20 protein-coding genes are annotated in these 18,841 nt (G+C 48.6%); 5 read left to right on the top strand and 15 right to left on the bottom strand.

Annotation, left to right across the window (positions count from 1 at the left end; translation table 11 throughout):
• Positions 1–24: 24 nt before the first annotated feature.
• Complete coding sequence (locus tag L6J37_RS14890; protein WP_027251232.1) at positions 25–237, bottom strand: ParD-like family protein; 213 nt, start codon at positions 235–237, stop codon at positions 25–27.
• Positions 238–407: 170 nt separating this feature from the next.
• Between L6J37_RS14890 and L6J37_RS14885 the strand changes: the two genes are divergently transcribed.
• Entirely contained in the window at positions 408–1,574 is a 1,167-nt protein-coding gene (locus tag L6J37_RS14885) for a glutathionylspermidine synthase family protein (RefSeq protein WP_192017214.1), read from the top strand.
• Between the two features lie 283 nt (positions 1,575–1,857).
• Positions 1,858–2,070 carry a hypothetical protein gene (locus tag L6J37_RS14880; protein ID WP_237795697.1) on the top strand — a complete coding sequence of 71 codons (213 nt, stop codon included), beginning with the start codon at positions 1,858–1,860 and terminating at the stop codon, positions 2,068–2,070.
• 141 nt (positions 2,071–2,211) lie between these two features.
• Here the strand turns inward: L6J37_RS14880 and L6J37_RS14875 are convergent, their stop codons facing one another.
• The 11 genes from L6J37_RS14875 to rimK all read right to left on the bottom strand — a co-directional run bounded on the left by L6J37_RS14875 (position 2,212) and on the right by rimK (position 11,848).
• The gene (locus tag L6J37_RS14875) at positions 2,212–2,868 is read right to left on the bottom strand and encodes a Qnr family pentapeptide repeat protein (protein ID WP_192017216.1); all 657 of its coding nucleotides are present in this window, start codon (positions 2,866–2,868) and stop codon (positions 2,212–2,214) included.
• Positions 2,869–3,148: 280 nt separating this feature from the next.
• Positions 3,149–3,442, bottom strand: a complete 294-nt coding sequence (locus L6J37_RS14870; protein ID WP_192017217.1) for an antibiotic biosynthesis monooxygenase family protein — start codon at positions 3,440–3,442, stop codon at positions 3,149–3,151.
• An 88-nt stretch (positions 3,443–3,530) separates the two neighbouring features.
• Complete coding sequence (locus L6J37_RS14865) at positions 3,531–5,135, bottom strand: mechanosensitive ion channel family protein (protein WP_237795695.1); 1,605 nt, start codon at positions 5,133–5,135, stop codon at positions 3,531–3,533.
• A gap of 147 nt (positions 5,136–5,282) precedes the next feature.
• The gene (locus tag L6J37_RS14860; RefSeq protein WP_192017219.1) at positions 5,283–5,723 is read right to left on the bottom strand and encodes an NUDIX hydrolase; all 441 of its coding nucleotides are present in this window, start codon (positions 5,721–5,723) and stop codon (positions 5,283–5,285) included.
• Between the two features lie 115 nt (positions 5,724–5,838).
• On the bottom strand, positions 5,839–6,171 hold the full coding sequence (locus tag L6J37_RS14855; RefSeq protein ID WP_218387053.1) for a DUF3332 family protein: 333 nt from the start codon (positions 6,169–6,171) through the stop codon (positions 5,839–5,841).
• A 184-nt stretch (positions 6,172–6,355) separates the two neighbouring features.
• Positions 6,356–6,751: a DUF2391 family protein gene (locus L6J37_RS14850; protein ID WP_237795693.1), complete on the bottom strand. Its 396-nt coding sequence runs from the start codon at positions 6,749–6,751 to the stop codon at positions 6,356–6,358.
• Positions 6,752–6,909: 158 nt separating this feature from the next.
• Positions 6,910–8,292, bottom strand: coding sequence for a magnesium transporter (locus tag L6J37_RS14845; protein WP_218387056.1), 1,383 nt, complete (start codon positions 8,290–8,292; stop codon positions 6,910–6,912).
• A 17-nt stretch (positions 8,293–8,309) separates the two neighbouring features.
• Positions 8,310–8,906, bottom strand: coding sequence for a mechanosensitive ion channel family protein (locus tag L6J37_RS14840; protein ID WP_237795691.1), 597 nt, complete (start codon positions 8,904–8,906; stop codon positions 8,310–8,312).
• Complete coding sequence (locus tag L6J37_RS14835; protein ID WP_192017224.1) at positions 8,906–9,862, bottom strand: CorA family divalent cation transporter; 957 nt, start codon at positions 9,860–9,862, stop codon at positions 8,906–8,908. Before L6J37_RS14835 ends, L6J37_RS14840 begins: the two co-directional genes overlap by 1 nt.
• A 50-nt stretch (positions 9,863–9,912) precedes the next feature.
• A complete protein-coding gene (locus L6J37_RS14830; RefSeq protein WP_237795689.1) occupies positions 9,913–10,956 on the bottom strand; it encodes a succinylglutamate desuccinylase/aspartoacylase family protein in 1,044 nt (347 codons plus the stop codon).
• A complete protein-coding gene (gene rimK / locus L6J37_RS14825; RefSeq protein WP_192017226.1) occupies positions 10,943–11,848 on the bottom strand; it encodes a 30S ribosomal protein S6--L-glutamate ligase in 906 nt (301 codons plus the stop codon). Before rimK ends, L6J37_RS14830 begins: the two co-directional genes overlap by 14 nt.
• Before the next feature lie 404 nt (positions 11,849–12,252).
• On the opposite strand from rimK, the gene L6J37_RS14820 reads away from it, so the two are divergent.
• The gene (locus tag L6J37_RS14820) at positions 12,253–13,230 is read left to right on the top strand and encodes a DUF3187 family protein (RefSeq protein ID WP_237795686.1); all 978 of its coding nucleotides are present in this window, start codon (positions 12,253–12,255) and stop codon (positions 13,228–13,230) included.
• Here L6J37_RS14820 and L6J37_RS14815 read toward each other — a convergent pair.
• A complete protein-coding gene (locus L6J37_RS14815) occupies positions 13,202–14,113 on the bottom strand; it encodes a LysR family transcriptional regulator (RefSeq protein ID WP_237795685.1) in 912 nt (303 codons plus the stop codon). The two genes, L6J37_RS14820 and L6J37_RS14815, sit on opposite strands and share 29 nt — an antisense overlap.
• 163 nt (positions 14,114–14,276) lie before the next feature.
• Between L6J37_RS14815 and L6J37_RS14810 the strand changes: the two genes are divergently transcribed.
• Together L6J37_RS14810 and L6J37_RS14805 are read left to right on the top strand one after the other, a co-directional pair.
• The gene (locus L6J37_RS14810; protein ID WP_237795683.1) at positions 14,277–15,371 is read left to right on the top strand and encodes an HlyD family secretion protein; all 1,095 of its coding nucleotides are present in this window, start codon (positions 14,277–14,279) and stop codon (positions 15,369–15,371) included.
• Entirely contained in the window at positions 15,364–16,947 is a 1,584-nt protein-coding gene (locus L6J37_RS14805; RefSeq protein WP_237795681.1) for a DHA2 family efflux MFS transporter permease subunit, read from the top strand. Before L6J37_RS14810 ends, L6J37_RS14805 begins: the two co-directional genes overlap by 8 nt.
• Positions 16,948–17,033: 86 nt before the next feature.
• On the opposite strand, the gene L6J37_RS14800 is transcribed toward L6J37_RS14805, so the two are convergent.
• Together L6J37_RS14800 and L6J37_RS14795 are read right to left on the bottom strand one after the other, a co-directional pair.
• Positions 17,034–17,921: a hypothetical protein gene (locus tag L6J37_RS14800; protein WP_237795679.1), complete on the bottom strand. Its 888-nt coding sequence runs from the start codon at positions 17,919–17,921 to the stop codon at positions 17,034–17,036.
• Positions 17,922–17,942: 21 nt separating this feature from the next.
• The coding region (locus L6J37_RS14795; protein WP_237795677.1) for a hypothetical protein at positions 17,943–18,841 on the bottom strand (899 nt) is incomplete at its 5' end.

Raw genomic sequence — 18,841 nt, 5'->3', positions numbered from 1 at the left:
TCAATTTCTTGCGCGGTTTTAATATTAATTTTGTTCACTCATTAATTCCTGTACTGATCCCGCGTCACTGAGTAACAGTTTGCGAATCAGTTCGTTATACGTCAGTGTCGGGTTCATTTCGGCCAGCAGACCCATCTTTATCCAAAACTCGGCCTGAGCATTAATGGAACGCGACATCGTGCTGCTGGCTTTGCGGATTTCCTCATGAAGTTCATCCGATATTTTTACAATCCCCATAGGGTGCCCTGAATGATATACATTGAATAAACGAAGTGTATGCGAAACGTATATTCTCATCAATGTTATGCGATCATGATCCAAGTCGGACTTTTCATACACAGGGAATCTTTACTTTCTCATCCGTCCCCCATGATAATGTCGGCCTGATTGACCATTCGAGCAGCACTATGATTCAGGTTCCTATTACCCCCCGCCCCAACTGGAAAATGCTGGCAGATGAATTTGGATTTCGTTTTCATACCCTGGAAGGCGAACCGTATTGGGTCGAAGACCGCTACTTTCAGTTCAGTTTGCAGCAGATTGAAAGTGAACTGGAAGCACCTACCGCCGAGCTCCATCAAATGAGCCTGGAAGCCGTCGATAAAGTCATCCGCGATGAAGCCTTACTGAAAAAATTTCAGATCCCGGAAAACATGTGGGATCTGATTGCCAGCTCGTGGAAACAAAAAGCACCCAGTTTGTATGGGCGACTGGATTTTGCCTACGATGGTCGTCATCCGGCAAAACTGCTCGAATTTAACAGCGACACACCAACGTCACTTTACGAAGCCAGCTTTTGGCAATGGTTGTGGCTTGAAGATCAGGTCAATGCCGGCAAACTGCCAAGGCGCGCCGATCAGTACAATTTGATTCAGGAGCTGATGATTCAGCGCATGGCGGCATTAGGCAGCTACCAGCCGGGCCAAACACTGCATTTTGCTTGCTGCCGTGACAGTGTGGAAGACAGAGATACAGTGCAGTATCTTGAAGACTGCGCCAGAGAAGCCGGACTGAAAATCGCGTTTGTGTACGTTGAAGACATAGGTATCAATCAGGACGGTGAGTTTACCGATCTGGACGACAACCCCATTCGCTGGATGTTCAAGCTCTATCCGTGGGAGTTCATGTTCCGGGAAGAGTATGCCGCGTATCTGCACACCGCCAATGTCAACTGGCTGGAACCTATGTGGAAAAGCATCAGTTCAAACAAGGCCATTCTGCCGCTGATGTGGGAAATGTTTCCTCACCACCCGAACCTGTTGCCCGCCTACTTTTCTGATGATCCCAAAGCTGCAAGCCTGACGGATTTTGTGAAAAAACCGATTTTCAGTCGCGAAGGTGCCAACATCAGCGTGCATCGTGCCGGTGAAATACTGCAGCATGAGCCGGGGCCGTACGGCGACGAAGGCTATATAGTCCAGCAATATACCCATTTACCCCGTTTCGGTAACAACCATATGCTCATCGGCAGCTGGTTAATCAATGACGAACCCGCCGGACTGACGATCCGGGAAGATACAGGTTACATCACCAAAGATACCTCGATGTTTATTCCTCATATCATTCTGGATTAAAAAAGTTGTCATATTGTACGGCGGTTGAACCCGCCGTTTTGTTCAAACCAATCACTTCAGACGACAAAACAACCAGGCTTGAAACCACTCCTTCTCGCGACATCTATTCAGACTTGATATTAATCTTGTAAGAAGAGCCGGTTCATCCAATACAAATTATGTCAGTAAACTCGGTGGTGTGAAAACGCGCCAACATTTAGTGAACGATCAATTAACCGAGCAGAAAATCATCTTACGCACGAATAGAAGCCTGTCCGGTTCGTTGCCACAATTAGATCAACTCATGCAGCAACTGAGATTGATTGATGCCAATACACCGATGAATGTGGCACTCACCGATGGTCTGACTGACGCGAGCAGTGACTATGTCCCTGAGCCTGGTATCTTTACTCAGCAACCTATCCTTTCTTTACAGGATAATCAAAACGATTACACCGGCAACAATCAATGGGTTGATATTAAGTCTGTCCATTTTAGTTCGAGCACTGCTGAATAAATCTTATCCCTGAAGTATCAGCACTGCTGGTTTGATGGCTTTTCAATGTGAATTAATAAGTTAATCTTTCCGTCTCCGTGGATTCTTCACGTACGCCGCTAGCCTTGGCTAACGGCGTCGTTTCACAGCTTTAAAAACACATCAACCCGGCAGAACGACAATACCGAGAGGCTCCAGCAATTGCTCTTGCTGCCAATCGCAGATTTTCACACCCGTTAAATCGACTGTTCGGGGATCGAGACCATCAAGTTCTGAATAGCTAAGATCTGCACCCTGGAAAGAAAATTGTACCCAGCAGTCTTCAGAGAAAACACTTCTGCATAAGTCCGACCCTTTCAAAGATGCCCCCCGTAAGTTCGTCCCATACCATTTATTTTCAAATAGATCGCATTTCTCAAGGCACTGACTTTCAAAATTGGCATAGCTTAAATTACAGCCGGTAATAAAAGCAGAGCAAAAATACATCTGATGACTGATTTGATTCACAAAACTCGCCTGAATAAAATTGGCACCTTTCAGATCACTATCCCGCAATTCAATACCAAAGCAATTTGCACCTTTAAAGTTTGCTAAAGCTAACTGACAGTTTTTAAAACTCGCATCACGCAAATCGCAATAGTCAAAATGACAGCCTTCGATAGCCCCCGGCTCAATAAACTTACAGTTTTCAAAAACTGCATCCCTTAAATTTGCTCGGCTAAAGTCACAACGGTAAAACTGACAGCGCTTGAATACAGCTTCTGATAAATCCTGGCGGGAAAAACTAACCTGATTAAATATTTCATTCTCTTTATACATCATCGCCTCCACTAATTTGATTCAGAGTCTAGCATTTAGAATGTTTGAGAGTAAGAAAAACAAACCATTAAAAAACAATAATTTAAAACACCCTTATTTTGCCATTTTAAGGCACCAAACCAGCTTGTAGTGAAGCGCAAAGCCAACTCATCGACACCGCGGGCAAAGAAAAAAGTTTACCTGCGTAGGAGGGCGCAGGGAGATGATTTTCCCTGGGTAGATGTATCAAACTGTGCTGCAAGAAATCGTTAACAGCACAGATGAATTCAACCTGATAGAATTACTTATTAAAACTGTACTGCCGCTTCACTTCCACAACCTGCACAGTGTAGGAGGCGTACCACTTTTCACGGCCAAATTGCTGGGCCAGTGAATGCTGGCTGTCTTTGTGCCAGTTTTGGATATCCTCTTCGGCGTTCCAGTAGGAAATCGCAATTTCCTGATCCCCTTCTGTCACAGCGATAAAGTCCAGGCACCCATATTTTTCAAATGCCAGATCCCGCATCACTTTGACCATCTCGGTATACTGGCTGTCCTGCTCACCTGTTGTCGCCTTGAAAATCACTGCAAACATTTATCTCTCCTTTGCTTTTCATCTGAACATTCGTGTCCGAACCTTCTGAGGTGCCGATACGGGCCACAGCCCGGAAGTCGGTATATCATTACGACAGAAGCTGGGCATCAAAAGTAGCTGGTACGATTCTGGAGCCCTGCTTTTCGACGATTTCCATAATGCCTAAATGGATTTCCTGGGCGGCCACCTGATAAACCGGCAGGCTTTTGGTGCCAATATACGCAAATACATTGATTTCTAATCCGTGCGCACCAAAACCTCGAAACGTCACACGCAGGGGCTTTTTATCGACTTTTTCATGATTTTCCAGCAGCAGTTTTATTTCATCAATAATCTGCTTTAATTGCGTGGTCGATGTGCTGTAATCCAGACGAATATCCGATTTAAACCGGATCTTTTCCCGCATCGAAATATTTTCAATTTCCATTTCCGATAGCTTGGCATTCGGCACATGGATAACGGTTCTGTCTATGGTTCTGATGCGGGTACAACGCAGGCCAATTTCTTCTACCGTGCCCCGGATCCCACCGAAATTGCACAAATTACCCACTTTTACCGGTGCCGCAGAATAGAGCATCATGGTACCAATGAAGTTTTCCAGTGTTTGTTTGGAAGCCAAAGCCAGGGCAACACCACCCACGCCCATTCCGGCCAGCAAGGCTGTCGCATTGAAACCCTGGTATTCCATCCAGGACAACACAGCAAAGATCAGCAAAATGATACGGATAAATGTCAGGAAGGGACGAACCATGGCCGCCCCTTGTTTATTGCCGTTGTTAATTAAACGCTCACGAAGAATGTACTGAAAAAGCCCAATCGCAGACCAGCCAAGCCACAGGCTGGCACCCAACAGAAGATAACCATTATTGAGCAAGGCTCTGGCATTGGCCGTCAGTGTCGCATTCGACAGCAACAGATGATCCAGAGCCAGTGCGGTAAAAAACAGCAAAGGCTTGGCGATTAAACCTGCCAAATCGTCTTTCATCTTGATGTCTGTTTTCCGGACCAACCAGGCTGTAATCAGACAGACTGGCGTCACGATCGCAAATGAGGCTAACAAACAGGTAAAAAGAAACGTCATTTCCCAGAGGCTGAGTTTGAACAGATAGCCGTCCGGCACATTCTGGATGAACCATTCTGTCAACGGGCTGTAGCCCAGTTCTTCATACAGACTCGGGACCAGTGCGACTGTGGCATTGGAGATCTTCCAGATTTTGCCCAGCTTTTTGCTTGGGACTTGCTGCAACAGGAGTGACACTTCCGTGTTTTTAACATTAATATTGCCGAACGACTCCCGATAGTCAGGCAACAGATCATCCAGATCCCCTGCCGGGGTATCATCAATGTCCTGAAGATTAATCCACAGATTCCGCTCAATGATGGCATGCAGTTTTCTGGCGTAGTCTTCTCCATTTCTGGCGCTCATTCCTTTAGGCATGTAACGCAAGTCCAGGTATTTCGCCGCTTTCGTGTAGTCCTGCTCGTAAATCGCTTCCAGAAAACCTTTCAGCGCACCTCTGGGAGTATCGCGGTTCAGGGAATCTTTGTAATCATAGGCCGCATTCACCGCTTGCCCTGCTACTGTGGTTGCTGGGTCTGCCGGATTGCCCAGCAGTATATTGGGGGCCGCTGTTGCAATGAGCGGCACAAAAAAGCAGCAAAGCAGAAAGGTTCTGAACAAGGTTTGCATCATCTGATGTCCGTCTGAATATCCAAAGCTGATGCGATTTTATAAGCGACTGCTTTCAGAGGCCAGACATTGTTATGCACTAACTGCACTGACTCTCAAAGGCACAGAATACAAGTGAGTTCGCCGCATCACCATCACGCTGGCTGGGTACTATTCTGACAACGTCTGCTGAGCCTTCAGCGCCACATCGGCCACTTTTTCGATGAGATCCGACTGGTTGCTGACAATGTCGGCCACTGACATCCAGCAACAGTCACTGGCGTCATCACCCGGCTGCAGCTCTCCTGCCACATAGCGGCAAAGTACAGGCACCAGAATAAAGTGATGGTGACAGTTGTCACCATCGAATTCATTGACTTCAACCACTTCCAATAGTTGTTCTGCTACCGCTAACACACTGGTTTCTTCTTTCAATTCCCGCACAGCCGCATCACGCAGGGTTTCACCCGGCCAGACGGAGCCGCCGGGAAAGCCCCAGCCATCTTTCTGCGGTTCATTTTTGCGTTGAACCAGAATGAGTTGATCGTCTTTGTAGGTGACAGCGAGAACCGCCACTTTGGGTGATGAAAACGTGCTGTGCTGATGGGGCATACCGGGCTTCCGAATTCTGTTTCAGGAAGCCCATGATATCGCATGTTTTACGCAGAAAGTACCTGCCGGGCCATAGCCGTTAGCGCAGAGCGGCAGGTTAAGGAGTACGAATCATTCAGTTCAGAGGCTTGATAGGCGCCGTTTTAAGATCGTCATCAAGCTGATCATTAATCTTGATGTAATCTTCACCTTTAACGTCATAGATAGACTGTTTCTGAGTTACCGCATTTTCGCCGGTCCAGAACTCGATAGGGTTTAGCACCATGTAATCTGCCACTGTGGTCACAGCATAAACCGGCGCCATCGCAATGGTCAGACCGCCACGTGCATAACGGTTATCCACCACATCCATATTGAATTTCATGGTTGCATTGGTTGCTGCCATCTGGCCCGCACACCCCGTTAATAAAGTCACCAGAGAGACCGCTACAAAAGCCATTTTTTTCATTGTTCAATACCCGTAAATAAAACAGGGTTTAATTGTAATCATACCCTTCTCGATTTAAACCAGCAGCTTGTTAAATCTGATACTAATTCAGGATACATTCAGGTAAAAAACATCGTTCAATTACATTAGCAAATAATTGCCGTAATCAGATTTGGCCGGCTGAATGTATGTTGAGAGAGTGCCTTTATTCTTTATCGAAACTGTCCACAATAATCGCTCCCATAGAAGCGGGCATGGCAATGATCAATGCACGTTTAACAGCAACGACCCAATTATCGATGAGTGGGAACTGGTTAAGCGAAAACAGGATCAGGCAAACCACCAGATAAGTGATCAGATAGGCCCCAAGTACCCTGACCAGAAAAACAGGCACGCGTTTACGGATATTCTGACCAAACATGGACTGGTAAGCGTATAGCCCCATAAAAACCAAGGTGAGCACAACAAGGACAGACAAATTCAGCAGTGGAAGAGATTCACTCAGTTGCCAGGCTTCTTCAGAAAAGGAAATGGGGACGCCCAGGGCAAAGGCGCCGATCACAATCTGGCCCAAATCTTCAGCGTTGAATTTCCAGTCCATTGACCACTCCGGTTCTGTTTATTTTGCTTTTGACTATCCCTCCCCCTTTTCAAGGGGGAGGTTAGGAGGGGGTTACAAGGCATAATCATCAAACCCGTGCCCGCTTCACGAACCCCACCCTGACCCTCCCCTTGCCAAGGGGAGGGAATCTTCGTGGTTCAGCCCAGCAAAAACAGGCTGCCAAGACCGAGAAAGGTAAAAAAGCCCACCACATCTGTGACTGTTGTAAGTATGACAGACCCGGACAGGGCAGGATCAATCTCGTATTTATCCAGGATCACCGGAATAACGACACCGGCAATTGCTGCAACCACAATATTAATGGTGATAGCAGCGGCTATCACTCCACCAATCCCCACACTGCTGAACCAGACAGCCGCCACAATGGCGATAACGACCGCCCAGAGCACGCCGTTCAGGCAGGCGACCAGCAACTCTTTTTTGGCCAGCGACCACACGTTACCAAAGGTGATTTGCCCCATCGCCAGACCGCGGATAATCAGGGTTAAGGTCTGGCTGCCGGCAATGCCCCCCATTGACGCCACCACAGGCATCAGGACCGCCAGTGCCACCACCTGGCTGAGCGTGGCTTCGAACAACCCGATAGTCCAGGACGCCAGAAATGCAGTAAGCAGGTTAATGCCCAGCCACAAAGCACGACGTTTTGCACTGAGCCAGACGGGGGCAAACAGGTCGGTGTCTTCATTCAGACCCGCCCGTGCCATCAGTCTGGCTTCATAGGTTTCCCGGGTAATCTCCATCGCCAGCCGGAGCGTAGCGCGCCCGACAAAGCGGCCGGATTCATCTACCACCGCCATCGCCGCCTGGTCCGAGTGTTCAAGACGTTCTGAAGCATCATAAACGTCCATTTCCGCTTTCAGGGGAGAGGCAATATCATCTTCCAGGCTGTCCACCCTGGCCTGACCATCGGCCGCCAGCAGGACAGGTAATGACACCTCGCCTTTATACAACCCTTTTTTGTCAACAACATAAACGCGATCCAGCATAGGGTGATCGGCGCGTCGCACCGCACGCAAGGCTTCGAAAACACGGGTATTCGGCGTTAACATCACCAGGCTGTGATCCACATAGCGGCCAATCTGTTCTTCGTCATACTGCTGGCTCTGTTCATACCAGGACTTCTGATCCTGGCTCATCTTCGCCAGCGCAAAATCCACCAGCTTATCTGACAGACTCTGCGACAGTTCGATCAGATCTTCAGCATCCAGCCCGTGCAGCATAGCCCGCAGATCCGGCATGCTGAGATTGTCGATCAGCACACCCCGCGCATCGGATCGCATGGCAACCAGGACTTCTACCCGCTCTTCCGGCGCAACGGTCTGCCAGAGAGCCAGACGCTCATCAATAGGCAAAGATTCCAGCAATAAACCCAGCTCAGACGTTTCCAGCACTTCCGAGGCTTCTGAGAATACCCTTTCCTGCTCTTCGTCATGAACCCGGTTAAGATCTTCAACCCACTGACTAAGTTCCTGTTGTGGCAGAAGATCTTTCACCGCTGCTTTGTCTTGTTCTTCATTCATAGTTTTTCTTACATTGGTTACTGCTGCATTGGCTGCTGCGTGCTTGCCTGTGGTGTATCAACTGCCTCAGGCTGCTCATTGTCCGGCTTAGGGTTTACCACCAGCTGAGTCAGCTTAATCACTGGTTTTTGCAAAATGATGTTATTGGGATAAGTGACCAGGCTGCCATCTGTGCGCTCAATAATCACATGAAACATGGTGATATCATTGATCACCCCACTGATATCATCGTCTTTATCCACTACTTTGACCCGATCGCCAATACGGTACGGAAACACAAAAAAGATCAACACACTCGCCGTCACGTTGCTCAGCATGGACCATTGCGCGAACAGGGCGACACCCAGCACGGCAAAGGCCGAAGAGAAAAACAGTGAAATGTCACTGTATCCCAGCCCCAGGCTGATCACCGCCACACTGAACAACACGAAAAACACCACGGACGATAAAATACGAGAGATAAACCGCACTCTGGCTTCACTCACCATCTTGGTCTTACCCAGCCTGGTCAGCCACAAGTTGATGACACGTTTTGCAATCGCGTAAACAATCAGAAAAGCCAGAATAATAAACAGGTTATAAGCCAACCGACTTTGTAGAACGGCTTCTATCATTAAATAAATTTCATCCTTCTGAACAAAATAATCTCAAACACGGTAACCACTATTAAAGCGATACAAAACAGCCAGAATGCCGTTGATGAATCCACACCAGGCATGCCGCCAATATTAACGCCCAGCAAGCCGGTAAGAAAACTGATAGGCAGGAAAATAATAGAGATCATCGAAATAAGATACGTGTTTCGGTTTACCTTCTCAGACTGCATCTGGCCCAGGTGCTGATTGATGACCTGGATCTGGTCGATATAAAAGTTAATCGACTCGTTAATCCGTACCACAAGATCACGGCAGTTCAGCAAGGGCATACGCAACGATTCCAAACTCGCCATTTCCGAATGCAGCAAATCATCCAGTGCATAGCGCTGGGGAGTCAGAAAGCGGCGAATTTTCAGCAAGCGTTTGTTCAGGTGAGCCAGTGACTGGCTATCAGCTTCATCCTGATGCTCTGCGTAATATTCAATATCTTCTTCAATCGGGTCGAGAAAGGTTTCAATATTCCGGTTCAGTTTATCAACAATGGTTGCCAGCATAGCCAACAGGCTCGGCGGACTGTTGCCTTCTTCACACTGACGCCGCGCCTCAGCAATTGCCCGTGACGGGTATTTACGGGTAGAGATCAGACAACCTTTAAAATAGAGAAACCGGATACTTAGCATGTCGTCCGGGTTATTCCCTTCATTCAGATTAATGCCTCGCAGTATCAGAAGGAAAGTCTCCTCCCCCAACAGCTCGAAGCGCGGACGTGTATCATCTGCCAGTAAAGCTGAAGTCAGTGACGGTGGCACGCCCACTTTGGACAACCAGTGCTTCAGCCCGGTGGCATCACGCTGGCAGTGATACCAGCAGTCTTTCTCCAGCGTCTCGCAATCTTCAAGCGTCAGTTGACGCGGTGTATCCCCTAACTGCCAACCATCAATAAACCAATCTGTAGCGGTTTCCGAATTGACCATAAGGTGCGCCTCCCGTGCGCAAAAATAAGAGTGGTTAGCTCAACATCCCATCAGGTGATATCAACTTCATCGCTGACTTCATCAAGAAACGATTCAATTTGTTGCTCGACTTCTGAACTTGCCCCTTTATTGAAATAAGCAAGGTGAAAAACCGCGTCCCCTTCATTGACCAACGGCAGCATTTGCTGGCCGATAACGATGCCGTCTCTGGGGGCAGCCATAGTGTCTTCACCATGGCCGAGCGGGGCACTGATATAGGCAAGCACCTGCCCTTTGGTTACCCGCTCACCGAGTGCCACCACACAGCGCACTATTCCGTTCTGCTCAGCCCTCACCCAACTGCTGGAGCGGGCGATAAAAGGCGATGCCTGCTCTTTTTTCCGGCTTACCCGGCGTATCATTCCCAGCATCCGCATGACACTCACTATCCCTTTCACCGCCGCAGCAATCACAAGCGGCTCAAACCGCAACGCTTCCCCGCCTTCGTAGGTGATAACCGGGATACCTGCCGCATCCGCTACCGCCCGTAGTGAGCCATCACGAATAGCGGCATCCAGAATCACAGGGGTGCCGAAAGCATGCGCCATTTCGGCACTTGCTTCATCGTCAAGATTTGCCCGCACCTGGGGCAGATTCCCTCTGTGAATCGCCCCTGTATGCAAGTCAATAATATGCGTACACTTATTAACGACGTGTTCACTGAACTGGTAGGCCATACGGGCGGCCGTTGATCCACGTTCAGAGCCGGGAAAACACCGGTTGAGATCGCGTCGGTCAGGTAAATAGCGTGATTTATGAATAAATCCGAACACATTAACAACGGGAACAGCCACTAAAGTACCGTGCAATTTCAACGGATCCACTTTATTCAGCAGTTGCCTGACCGCTTCCACACCATTGAGCTCATCACCATGAATAGCAGCGCTGACCAGCAATACGGGCCCCTGATAGCGCCCGTTCACCACATGAACGGGAATGTGCAGAGGTGAATGGGTATATAGCTGAGCAGCTTCTAAATCTATGGTGGCAGATTGTCCTGGCGGCACTTCGGTGCCAATAAATTCGATGACTTTGTTTAATCTAGCCTTTGCCACTGGTGCGCGTCCTCTGCGGTTTTGCGGTTGATTCTATGTATTTGATTATCATACCCGCGATATCCTTACCAGTCGCTTGTTCAATCCCTTCCAAACCTGGGGAGGAGTTCACTTCCATCACCAGCGGCCCGCGCTGAGAACGCAGCAAATCCACACCGGCTACACGCAGCCCCATCACCTTAGCGGCAAGCACTGCCGTCTTACGTTCTTCCGGAGTAATCCTGATCAATGACGCCGAACCGCCCCGGTGTAAATTCGATCTGAACTCCCCTTCAGCGCCCTGGCGCTTCATCGCGGCGATCACTTTGTCGCCGATCACGAAACAGCGGATATCCGCGCCGCCGGCTTCTTTGATGTATTCCTGCACCATAATGTTCGCTTTCAGGCCCAGAAAAGCTTCAATCACACTTTCTGCCGCCTTGCGGGTTTCGGCCAGTACTACACCTATCCCTTGCGTCCCTTCCAGCAGTTTGATCACCACAGGTGCGCCGCCCACCATTTCAAGCAAATCGCCAATGTCGTCCGGTTTACTGGCAAAGCCAGTTATAGGCATCCCGACCCCTTTGCGCGACAGCAATTGCAGCGAACGTAATTTATCCCGGGAGCGGGTAATCGCCACAGATTCATTGACCGGAAAAACCCCCATCATTTCAAACTGGCGCAATACCGCACAGCCATAGAAAGTGACCGAGGCGCCGATGCGCGGAATAATCGCATCCAAACCAGATAAATCCTGACCTTTGGAATGGATGGAAGGCTGGTCGGAATTGATGTTCATGTAGCAGCGCAGCGCATCAATGACCTGTGCCTCGTGCCCACGCTCACGGCAGGCTTCAATCAGACGACGGGTTGAGTACAGCTTTGAATTACGGGAAAGGATACCAATTTTCATTGTCACTCCAAAAAATGCATAAGCAGGTATTGCACGTCAAAATGGAACAACCGGGACAACAACTTAGAGTGCCAACCGGTACACTAGCATGCTGCTCAAAAACTCGAAAAACACTCATGACTGAGTGCCTGCTTCTATAGTCTCAGTGTAGTCAATCAGATAGCGTTCAGCGTTCTCCGCCTGAGGGTTGCAATTGTGAGGCAAATTGCACACAAGACTTAACTTATACTGCTCTTATCGCAAGTAAATTTAATCCTGACTTTATCTGATGACTGTATCTATCTCATGACTAAATTTATCCCATGACTATAGTGACAGATTGGTTATATTGCACAACAGCTTAGCGGTATACGATAGCAATCAGGCACGATAAAAAACGGATTATCCGGCACCCGGAGAAATGAATGATATGCTTTCAGTATCCGGCAGTAACAGGCACTCTCGTCATTGGCTTGTCTATTTGGCACACAGCCTTCGCAGCGCCGCCAAGTCCGCAGGATTTCGGGCCGCTGAAAACCTATGCCCAATCGCCCCTCCAGTCCAACAGCCTGAGCCCGCAGCTCAGGAGCGGCTTTGCGTTACCCGAAGAGTCACTGGAATTTTACGCCACGGCGGCCACGGCCAGTATCTGGGCAGAAACCCCTGAGTACCGGGCCGACTACTATCAGTCGACGTTCAGCACCGGATTAATGTGGCAAGTCACAGCCGGCTGGCAACTGGAGCTGGACGCCAGCTGGCGAATTGCTCTGGACAGCCACTTAGATAACCTGACGTTTGGTTTTCATAACCTGTTCGGCATAAGCCTGAACGGCCGTGAGGATGTGCCCAGGCACAGCTTTGATATTTCTATCCCTGAATACGGGGTGGAGTATTCAGATTTCAAAGGCGAAACGCTGACACGAACACTGACCCTGTACAGCGGCTGGCAGATACTGGATCGCCCAAGGGAAGCCCTTTCTATCGGCGCCTCCCTGTATTACAACTATGTAGACTCCGGCCCGTTCCATAACCATAACCTGGAGCAGGCTTTACAGCTTAACTACAGCTATCACCTGGACCGCCATCGCTTTCACGCCATGTTTGGCGGAGTTTATCGCCATAGTCCGGCGGCACTCATTCCTTATAACACGCTGACCTATGCTGCAGCTGCAGGCTGGCAGTATCAGTTCAATGGCCCTCACAGAGTGTTGCTGGAATACCATTTTTACGAAGGTGTGTCAGAAGCCACCTCGGCCCTGTCACAAGCCTCAAACGAGATTCTGGCAGGATACCGCTACCATTTTCCCACCAGCGTGCTGGAGCTGGTCCTCACTGAAAATATATTCAATATGGATAACAGCCCGGATGTGGCGATTACTCTTGGCTATCGGCAACGCTGGTGATCACCTCAAAGCGCTCAAGCAAGTAATCAATAAACAGACGAAGCCGGTTCGGTATCAAATCCCGCTGCGGGTAAACAAAGCTGATCGGCACAACCGGCGACACCCAGCCTGGCAGTATCTGTATCAGTTCACCACGGTCAATGTGTTCCCGACAGATAAACTCCGGCAACAAGGCAATACCCAGTCCGTCCAGGCAGGCAGACATTGCCGAGGTGATAGTGTTCACCCTGAAACGGTACGGCAGTTCAATCTGCACCTGATGTCCGTCTTTTTCCAGTGCCCAATGCGGTATCTTCACGGCATTGTAGATCTTGATCTGATGATGAGGTGCAACCAAGTCTACAGGCGACTCAATGCTTCCGTTCAGCGCGAGATAGTCAGGGCTGGCAACCAGGATCCGCCGCGACGAATGAAACGGCCTTGCCACCATGCCGGAATCGTTTATGTCGCCCACCTGCACATACAGATCGACCCCTTCAGCAATCAGATCAACTTCCCGGTTGCTTAACTCAAGGTGCAGGCTGACATGCGGGTACTGTTTCAAAAATGCGTTGATGCTCTTACCGAACACTTTCTGCCCGACCTCGACTGGCATCACCACATTCAGCCTGCCTCTGATCAAATCCTGATTTGCCGTGACTTCAAGCTCAGCCTGGTTCGCAATTTCAACCACCTGACGGCACGACTGATAAAACGCTTCCCCTTCATGGGTCAGCACCAGATTGCGGGTGCTGCGGGTCAGCAGGCGTACCGCCAAATCTTTCTCCAGATCCGCAATTTTCCTGCTGATCGTCGACTTAGTCATATCCATTGCCTCAGCGGCCTGCGTAAAACTCCCGCACTCAACCACCTGAGCGAACATCACCATTGCATTTAAATCCATTCCACCATCCATTCATCAGAAAGCAACCTGCACGAAAACCACAAGTAACACCACCATTAGTGAAAAATCCGCAACAGTGTTTTCGATTTTTCCTATCTAATAAACCAATTCATAATTTTTTACAATTCATGCCCAAACATAAATCACAACAATACGAATTCTCATGACCGAGCAAGCTTCTAAAACATCTTCACGCCTTCCTCTTATTGCAACGCTGACGCTGGGTCTTATCGCCGTGTCGGTGGGAGGATACTGGTACGGCTACGGCCGCTATTTTGAAACCACAGACAATGCCTATTTACAGGGTGAGATCACCAACATCAGCCCCAAAGTGGCCGGCTATATCCAGGCAACCTATGTCAGCGATAACGACAGAGTCGAAGCAGGGCAACTACTGGCCACCATTGACGATCGTGACTATCAGGCCGCGCTGGAAAAGGCCAAGGCCAACCTGGTTGTGACACAAGCTGCAGTCGCCCACCTTAATGCCCAGTTTGCACTGCAGAAAACCGTGATTCGCCAGTCGGCCAGCCAGGTCAGCTCGGCGCAGGCAGAGCTGGAACGTGCAACGCAGCAAGACAGCCGCGCCCGTTCCCTGCTGGCAAAAAACTATTCGTCTCAGGATGAAGTCGACGATGCCAGCTCACACCTGAAAGTCAGTGCTGCCGAACTAGAAGCCGCAAAAGCCAGCCTGCAGGCGGCAAAAGATCAGCTTCTGGTCCTGAACAGCCAGAAAGGTCAGGCGGAAGCTTCGGTACAGGAAGCCATGGTGCAGGTCAAACAGGCGGAGCTCGATCTCAGTTACACCCGTATTTATGCCCCGGTTGAAGGTATTGTCGGCAAACGCAGCCTGAGAATCGGACTGTATGTCCAGCCGGGCATGCCGCTGCTCAGTCTGGTGCCTACCCGGGAAGTCTGGATTGAAGCCAATTTTAAAGAAACTCAGCTTGCCAGTATTCATCAGGGACAACATGTGGAATTTGAGCTGGATGCCTATCCGGGCCAGACTCTGGACGGTGTGGTCGACAGCTTTTCTCCCGCCACCGGGGCAAAGTTTGCGTTACTGCCGCCCGAGAATGCCACAGGCAACTTCACCAAAATTGTTCAGCGGGTGCCGGTCAAAATTGTGATCCCACACCCTGAGCAGCTCGCCGGTCAGCTACTGCCGGGCCTGTCTGTGGTTGCGACCATAGATACCCGCTCACAGTCAGCGCAGGGAGCTGAAACACTGGCAAGTGTTGAGGTCGCTCATGAGTGAACAGGCCCTGCCTCAGACAAATCCAGCCCTTGATCAGCGCTCCGAGAATGACGTCCCGCTCCGGCACTGGATTGCCCTGCTGGGCGGAATGCTGGGCGCGTTTATGGCGATCCTTGATATTCAGATCACCAACTCATCCCTGAAAGATATTCAGGGCGCGCTGTCCGCCACCCTGGATGAAAGTTCGTGGATTTCCACCTCGTATCTGGTGGCAGAAATGATCGCGATTCCCCTGAGCGGATGGTTATCAACGGCATTGGGGGCTCGACGCTACCTGATTGGCACAACTGTGATTTTCACTGTGTCCTCGCTGCTGTGCTCTATCGCCTGGAGTATGAGCTCAATGATTGCCTTTCGCGCTATGCAGGGCTTCAGTGGCGGCGCGCTGATTCCAATGGCGTTTTCACTGGTGGTCCAGCTGTTACCGATTCATAAACGGGCTATAGGTATGGCGATGTTCGGCGTCACGGCCACGTTTGCGCCGTCTATCGGCCCGACGCTGGGCGGCTGGCTAACAGAGCATCTGTCGTGGCATTACATTTTTTACATCAACCTGCCGCCGGCTTTGCTGATGCTGGCCATGCTCCGCTATGGCCTGGATGATCAGCCAATGAATATCAGCAGCCTGAAAAATGCCGACTGGGCTGGCATCGTGACCATGGCGGTCGGCTTAGGCTGTCTGGAAGTCATGCTGGAAGAAGGAAACCGGGAGGAGTGGTTCAGTTCGCACTTTATCATAGGGCTAACCGTTATCGCCGTTCTGAGCTTAGTGGCGTTCGTTATCAATGAACTGCGGCATCCCAGACCCCTGGTGAACCTGAGGTTGCTCACTAATCCGCACTTTGCAATGTCAGGACTGGCTTATCTGATCCTGGGCATGGCACTGCTGGGTTCCATTTTTGTTCTGCCCATGTATCTGACGCAGATCCATCAGTACAACGCGCTGGAGATCGGGAAAGTACTGATGTGGATGGGGTTCCCTCAATTATTGCTTTTCCCTCTGATCCCCAAACTGACGCAAGTTGTTAAACCCAAGTTTCTGGTGGCATTTGGTTTCATCATGTTTGGTATCAGCTGTTATGTGAATACCCACATGAATCAGGATTTTGGCGGACAGCAGATGATACTGTCGATGTTACTGCGGGCCATTGGCAGCCCCTTTATCATTGTGCCGCTGTCACTGGTCGCGATGCAGACCATACAAAAACACCAGACACCGGATGCCTCGACCATCACCAATGTGTTACGTAATCTGGGCGGCGCTTTCAGCATCGCACTGATAGCCACCATGCTGGACAACAAAGCGCGGGAGCATCTGGCTCACATCAAGGCCAGCTTACCCAGCGTCAGTAACGACGCGTGGCATCAACTGGCACAGCAAGCCGGGCATTACCTGCAACAGGGTACCGATCCAACAACCGCGATGCTGAAAGCCAAAGCCAGCTTGGCACAAAGCATGCAAACCGACGCCTACATCATGGCGTATAACGATGTGTTCATGATGATGACAGGCTTCCTGGTCTTTGCCGCCATTTTGGTGCTGTCTTTACCGGATGCAGAGCTGGTTAAGGGTTGATCCATTAAAGCTGAGACAACATGTTGGTATCATGTGCGCCTTGTCAATTTGTTCACTGACAGGGCGCTTTTCAATGAAGAAAACGATTAACTGCATTGCTCAGCATCACGATGCGGCGAGGTTTGTGCGACTAAGTCTTTAATCTCCTGAGGTGGCACATATTCATACAGTTCATCAAAAATATCTTTTTTATCACTCGGTATCTGACCATAAGGATATAAACCATTAATCATAGAGATAATTTTATCTTTGTCCCCTTGTTGACAGTATATCTGTGTCGAAAAGAACTTATATTCTTTAAATTCAATTTCATTATCTTCCGTTTCTGAGAATTTCATAAAACGGTGAAATAATAAAAATAAATCCCTTGGTTCATCAGAATCATCATGCTCTCTTAAGAAAAAGATATCATCATAGGTACTGATGCGCTGTAACAGCATGTACTTGTCTAAATTTGCTCCGCTCAATACCAACCAGGTCACACCCAACCCGGCAAAACCCACTAACGCCGACGGACCAATGATAAATACAGCAGCCAGCGAACCAACAGCGGCAACAGCCAGCAACTTTCTTAGAATAGCATTTCCTATTTTTGATGAATGAACATGACTTTCAGTTATCAGACCATAACGGCTTAAGATGTAATGATACCGAAACAATGGAAACATTGTTATTCTTCCAATGGTGAGATTTGCAAATACTGCAGCACCTGACATCATCCACGTGAGAGGATGCGTTATAGTATCAACTACATCAAATGATGATACGAATAAATTAATCATAAACATTAATAAAACAAACAATACCGTTGTACAAGCAATATAGTATTTTCGCCGACTTGGATAAGCTTGATCAGAAGTTATAACTTCCCACTCAATTTTATCCGGATCCGAATTTATTTTTTCATATAGCTCTTTAACTTCGGTTTCTGTTGGTACACTTGCTTTAACGTCTGGCCTGATGAAAGCATCCATGCTCAAGTCCCTACCCAACAATTAACTGTATTTCTCTATATCATCTCGATACGGTGAGGTCTGTGTTTCTAGATCCATGATTTCCTGAGGTGGTAAAAACCTCGCTGCCCCTTTAAATAAGTCCTTCTTATCACTTGGGATTTTCCCATAAGGGAAAAACTCATTAAATTTATTCATAATTTTTTGTTTGTCACCTTGTAAGCAATAAATGTCGGTTGATGTAACCTTATATTGCTCTAATTCAATAACGGACTCTTCAGGCTCTTCGAATATATATCCACGATGATAAATTAAAAAATAGTCTCTTGATTCATCATGATCATCATGCTCCCTTAAGAAAAATATCTCATCATGCGTACTAATACATTGCGACAACAAATACTTATCTAGATTCGTTCCGCTCAATACCAGCCAGGTCACACCCAGCCCGGCAAACCCTACTAGTGCAGACGGACCAATGATAAATACCGCCGCCAATGAACCAACAGCGGCAACAGCCAGCAACTTTCTTAGGATAGCATTTCCTATTTTTGATGAATGAACATGATCTTCAGTAATAAGGCCATAACGGCTTAAAATGTAGTGATGGCGAAACCTGGGAAATAAATTAATTTTCCCTACTGTTAAACTTATAAATATAACACCACCAAGCATGAACCAAGTAAAACCATCGGTGATAGCTTTCATAACATCAAATGATTCACCAATTAAAATGAGAAAAAATATAATCAAATTTAACATTAACGTCATCAACGTCACATAATATTTACGCCGACTCGGATAAGGCTGTTGAAAAGCGACCACTTCCCATTCAATTTTATCCGGATCCGAGTTTATTTTTTCATATAGTTCTTTAACCTCGGTTTCTGTTGGTACCTGAGCTTTTGTTAATGGCCTGGTAACTGCATCCATACTCAGTC

It is taken from the genome of Photobacterium sp. WH77, assembly GCF_022014395.1.
GTDB lineage: Bacteria > Pseudomonadota > Gammaproteobacteria > Enterobacterales > Vibrionaceae > Photobacterium > Photobacterium arenosum.
This window is presented reverse-complemented; position numbering and strand designations above follow the sequence as displayed.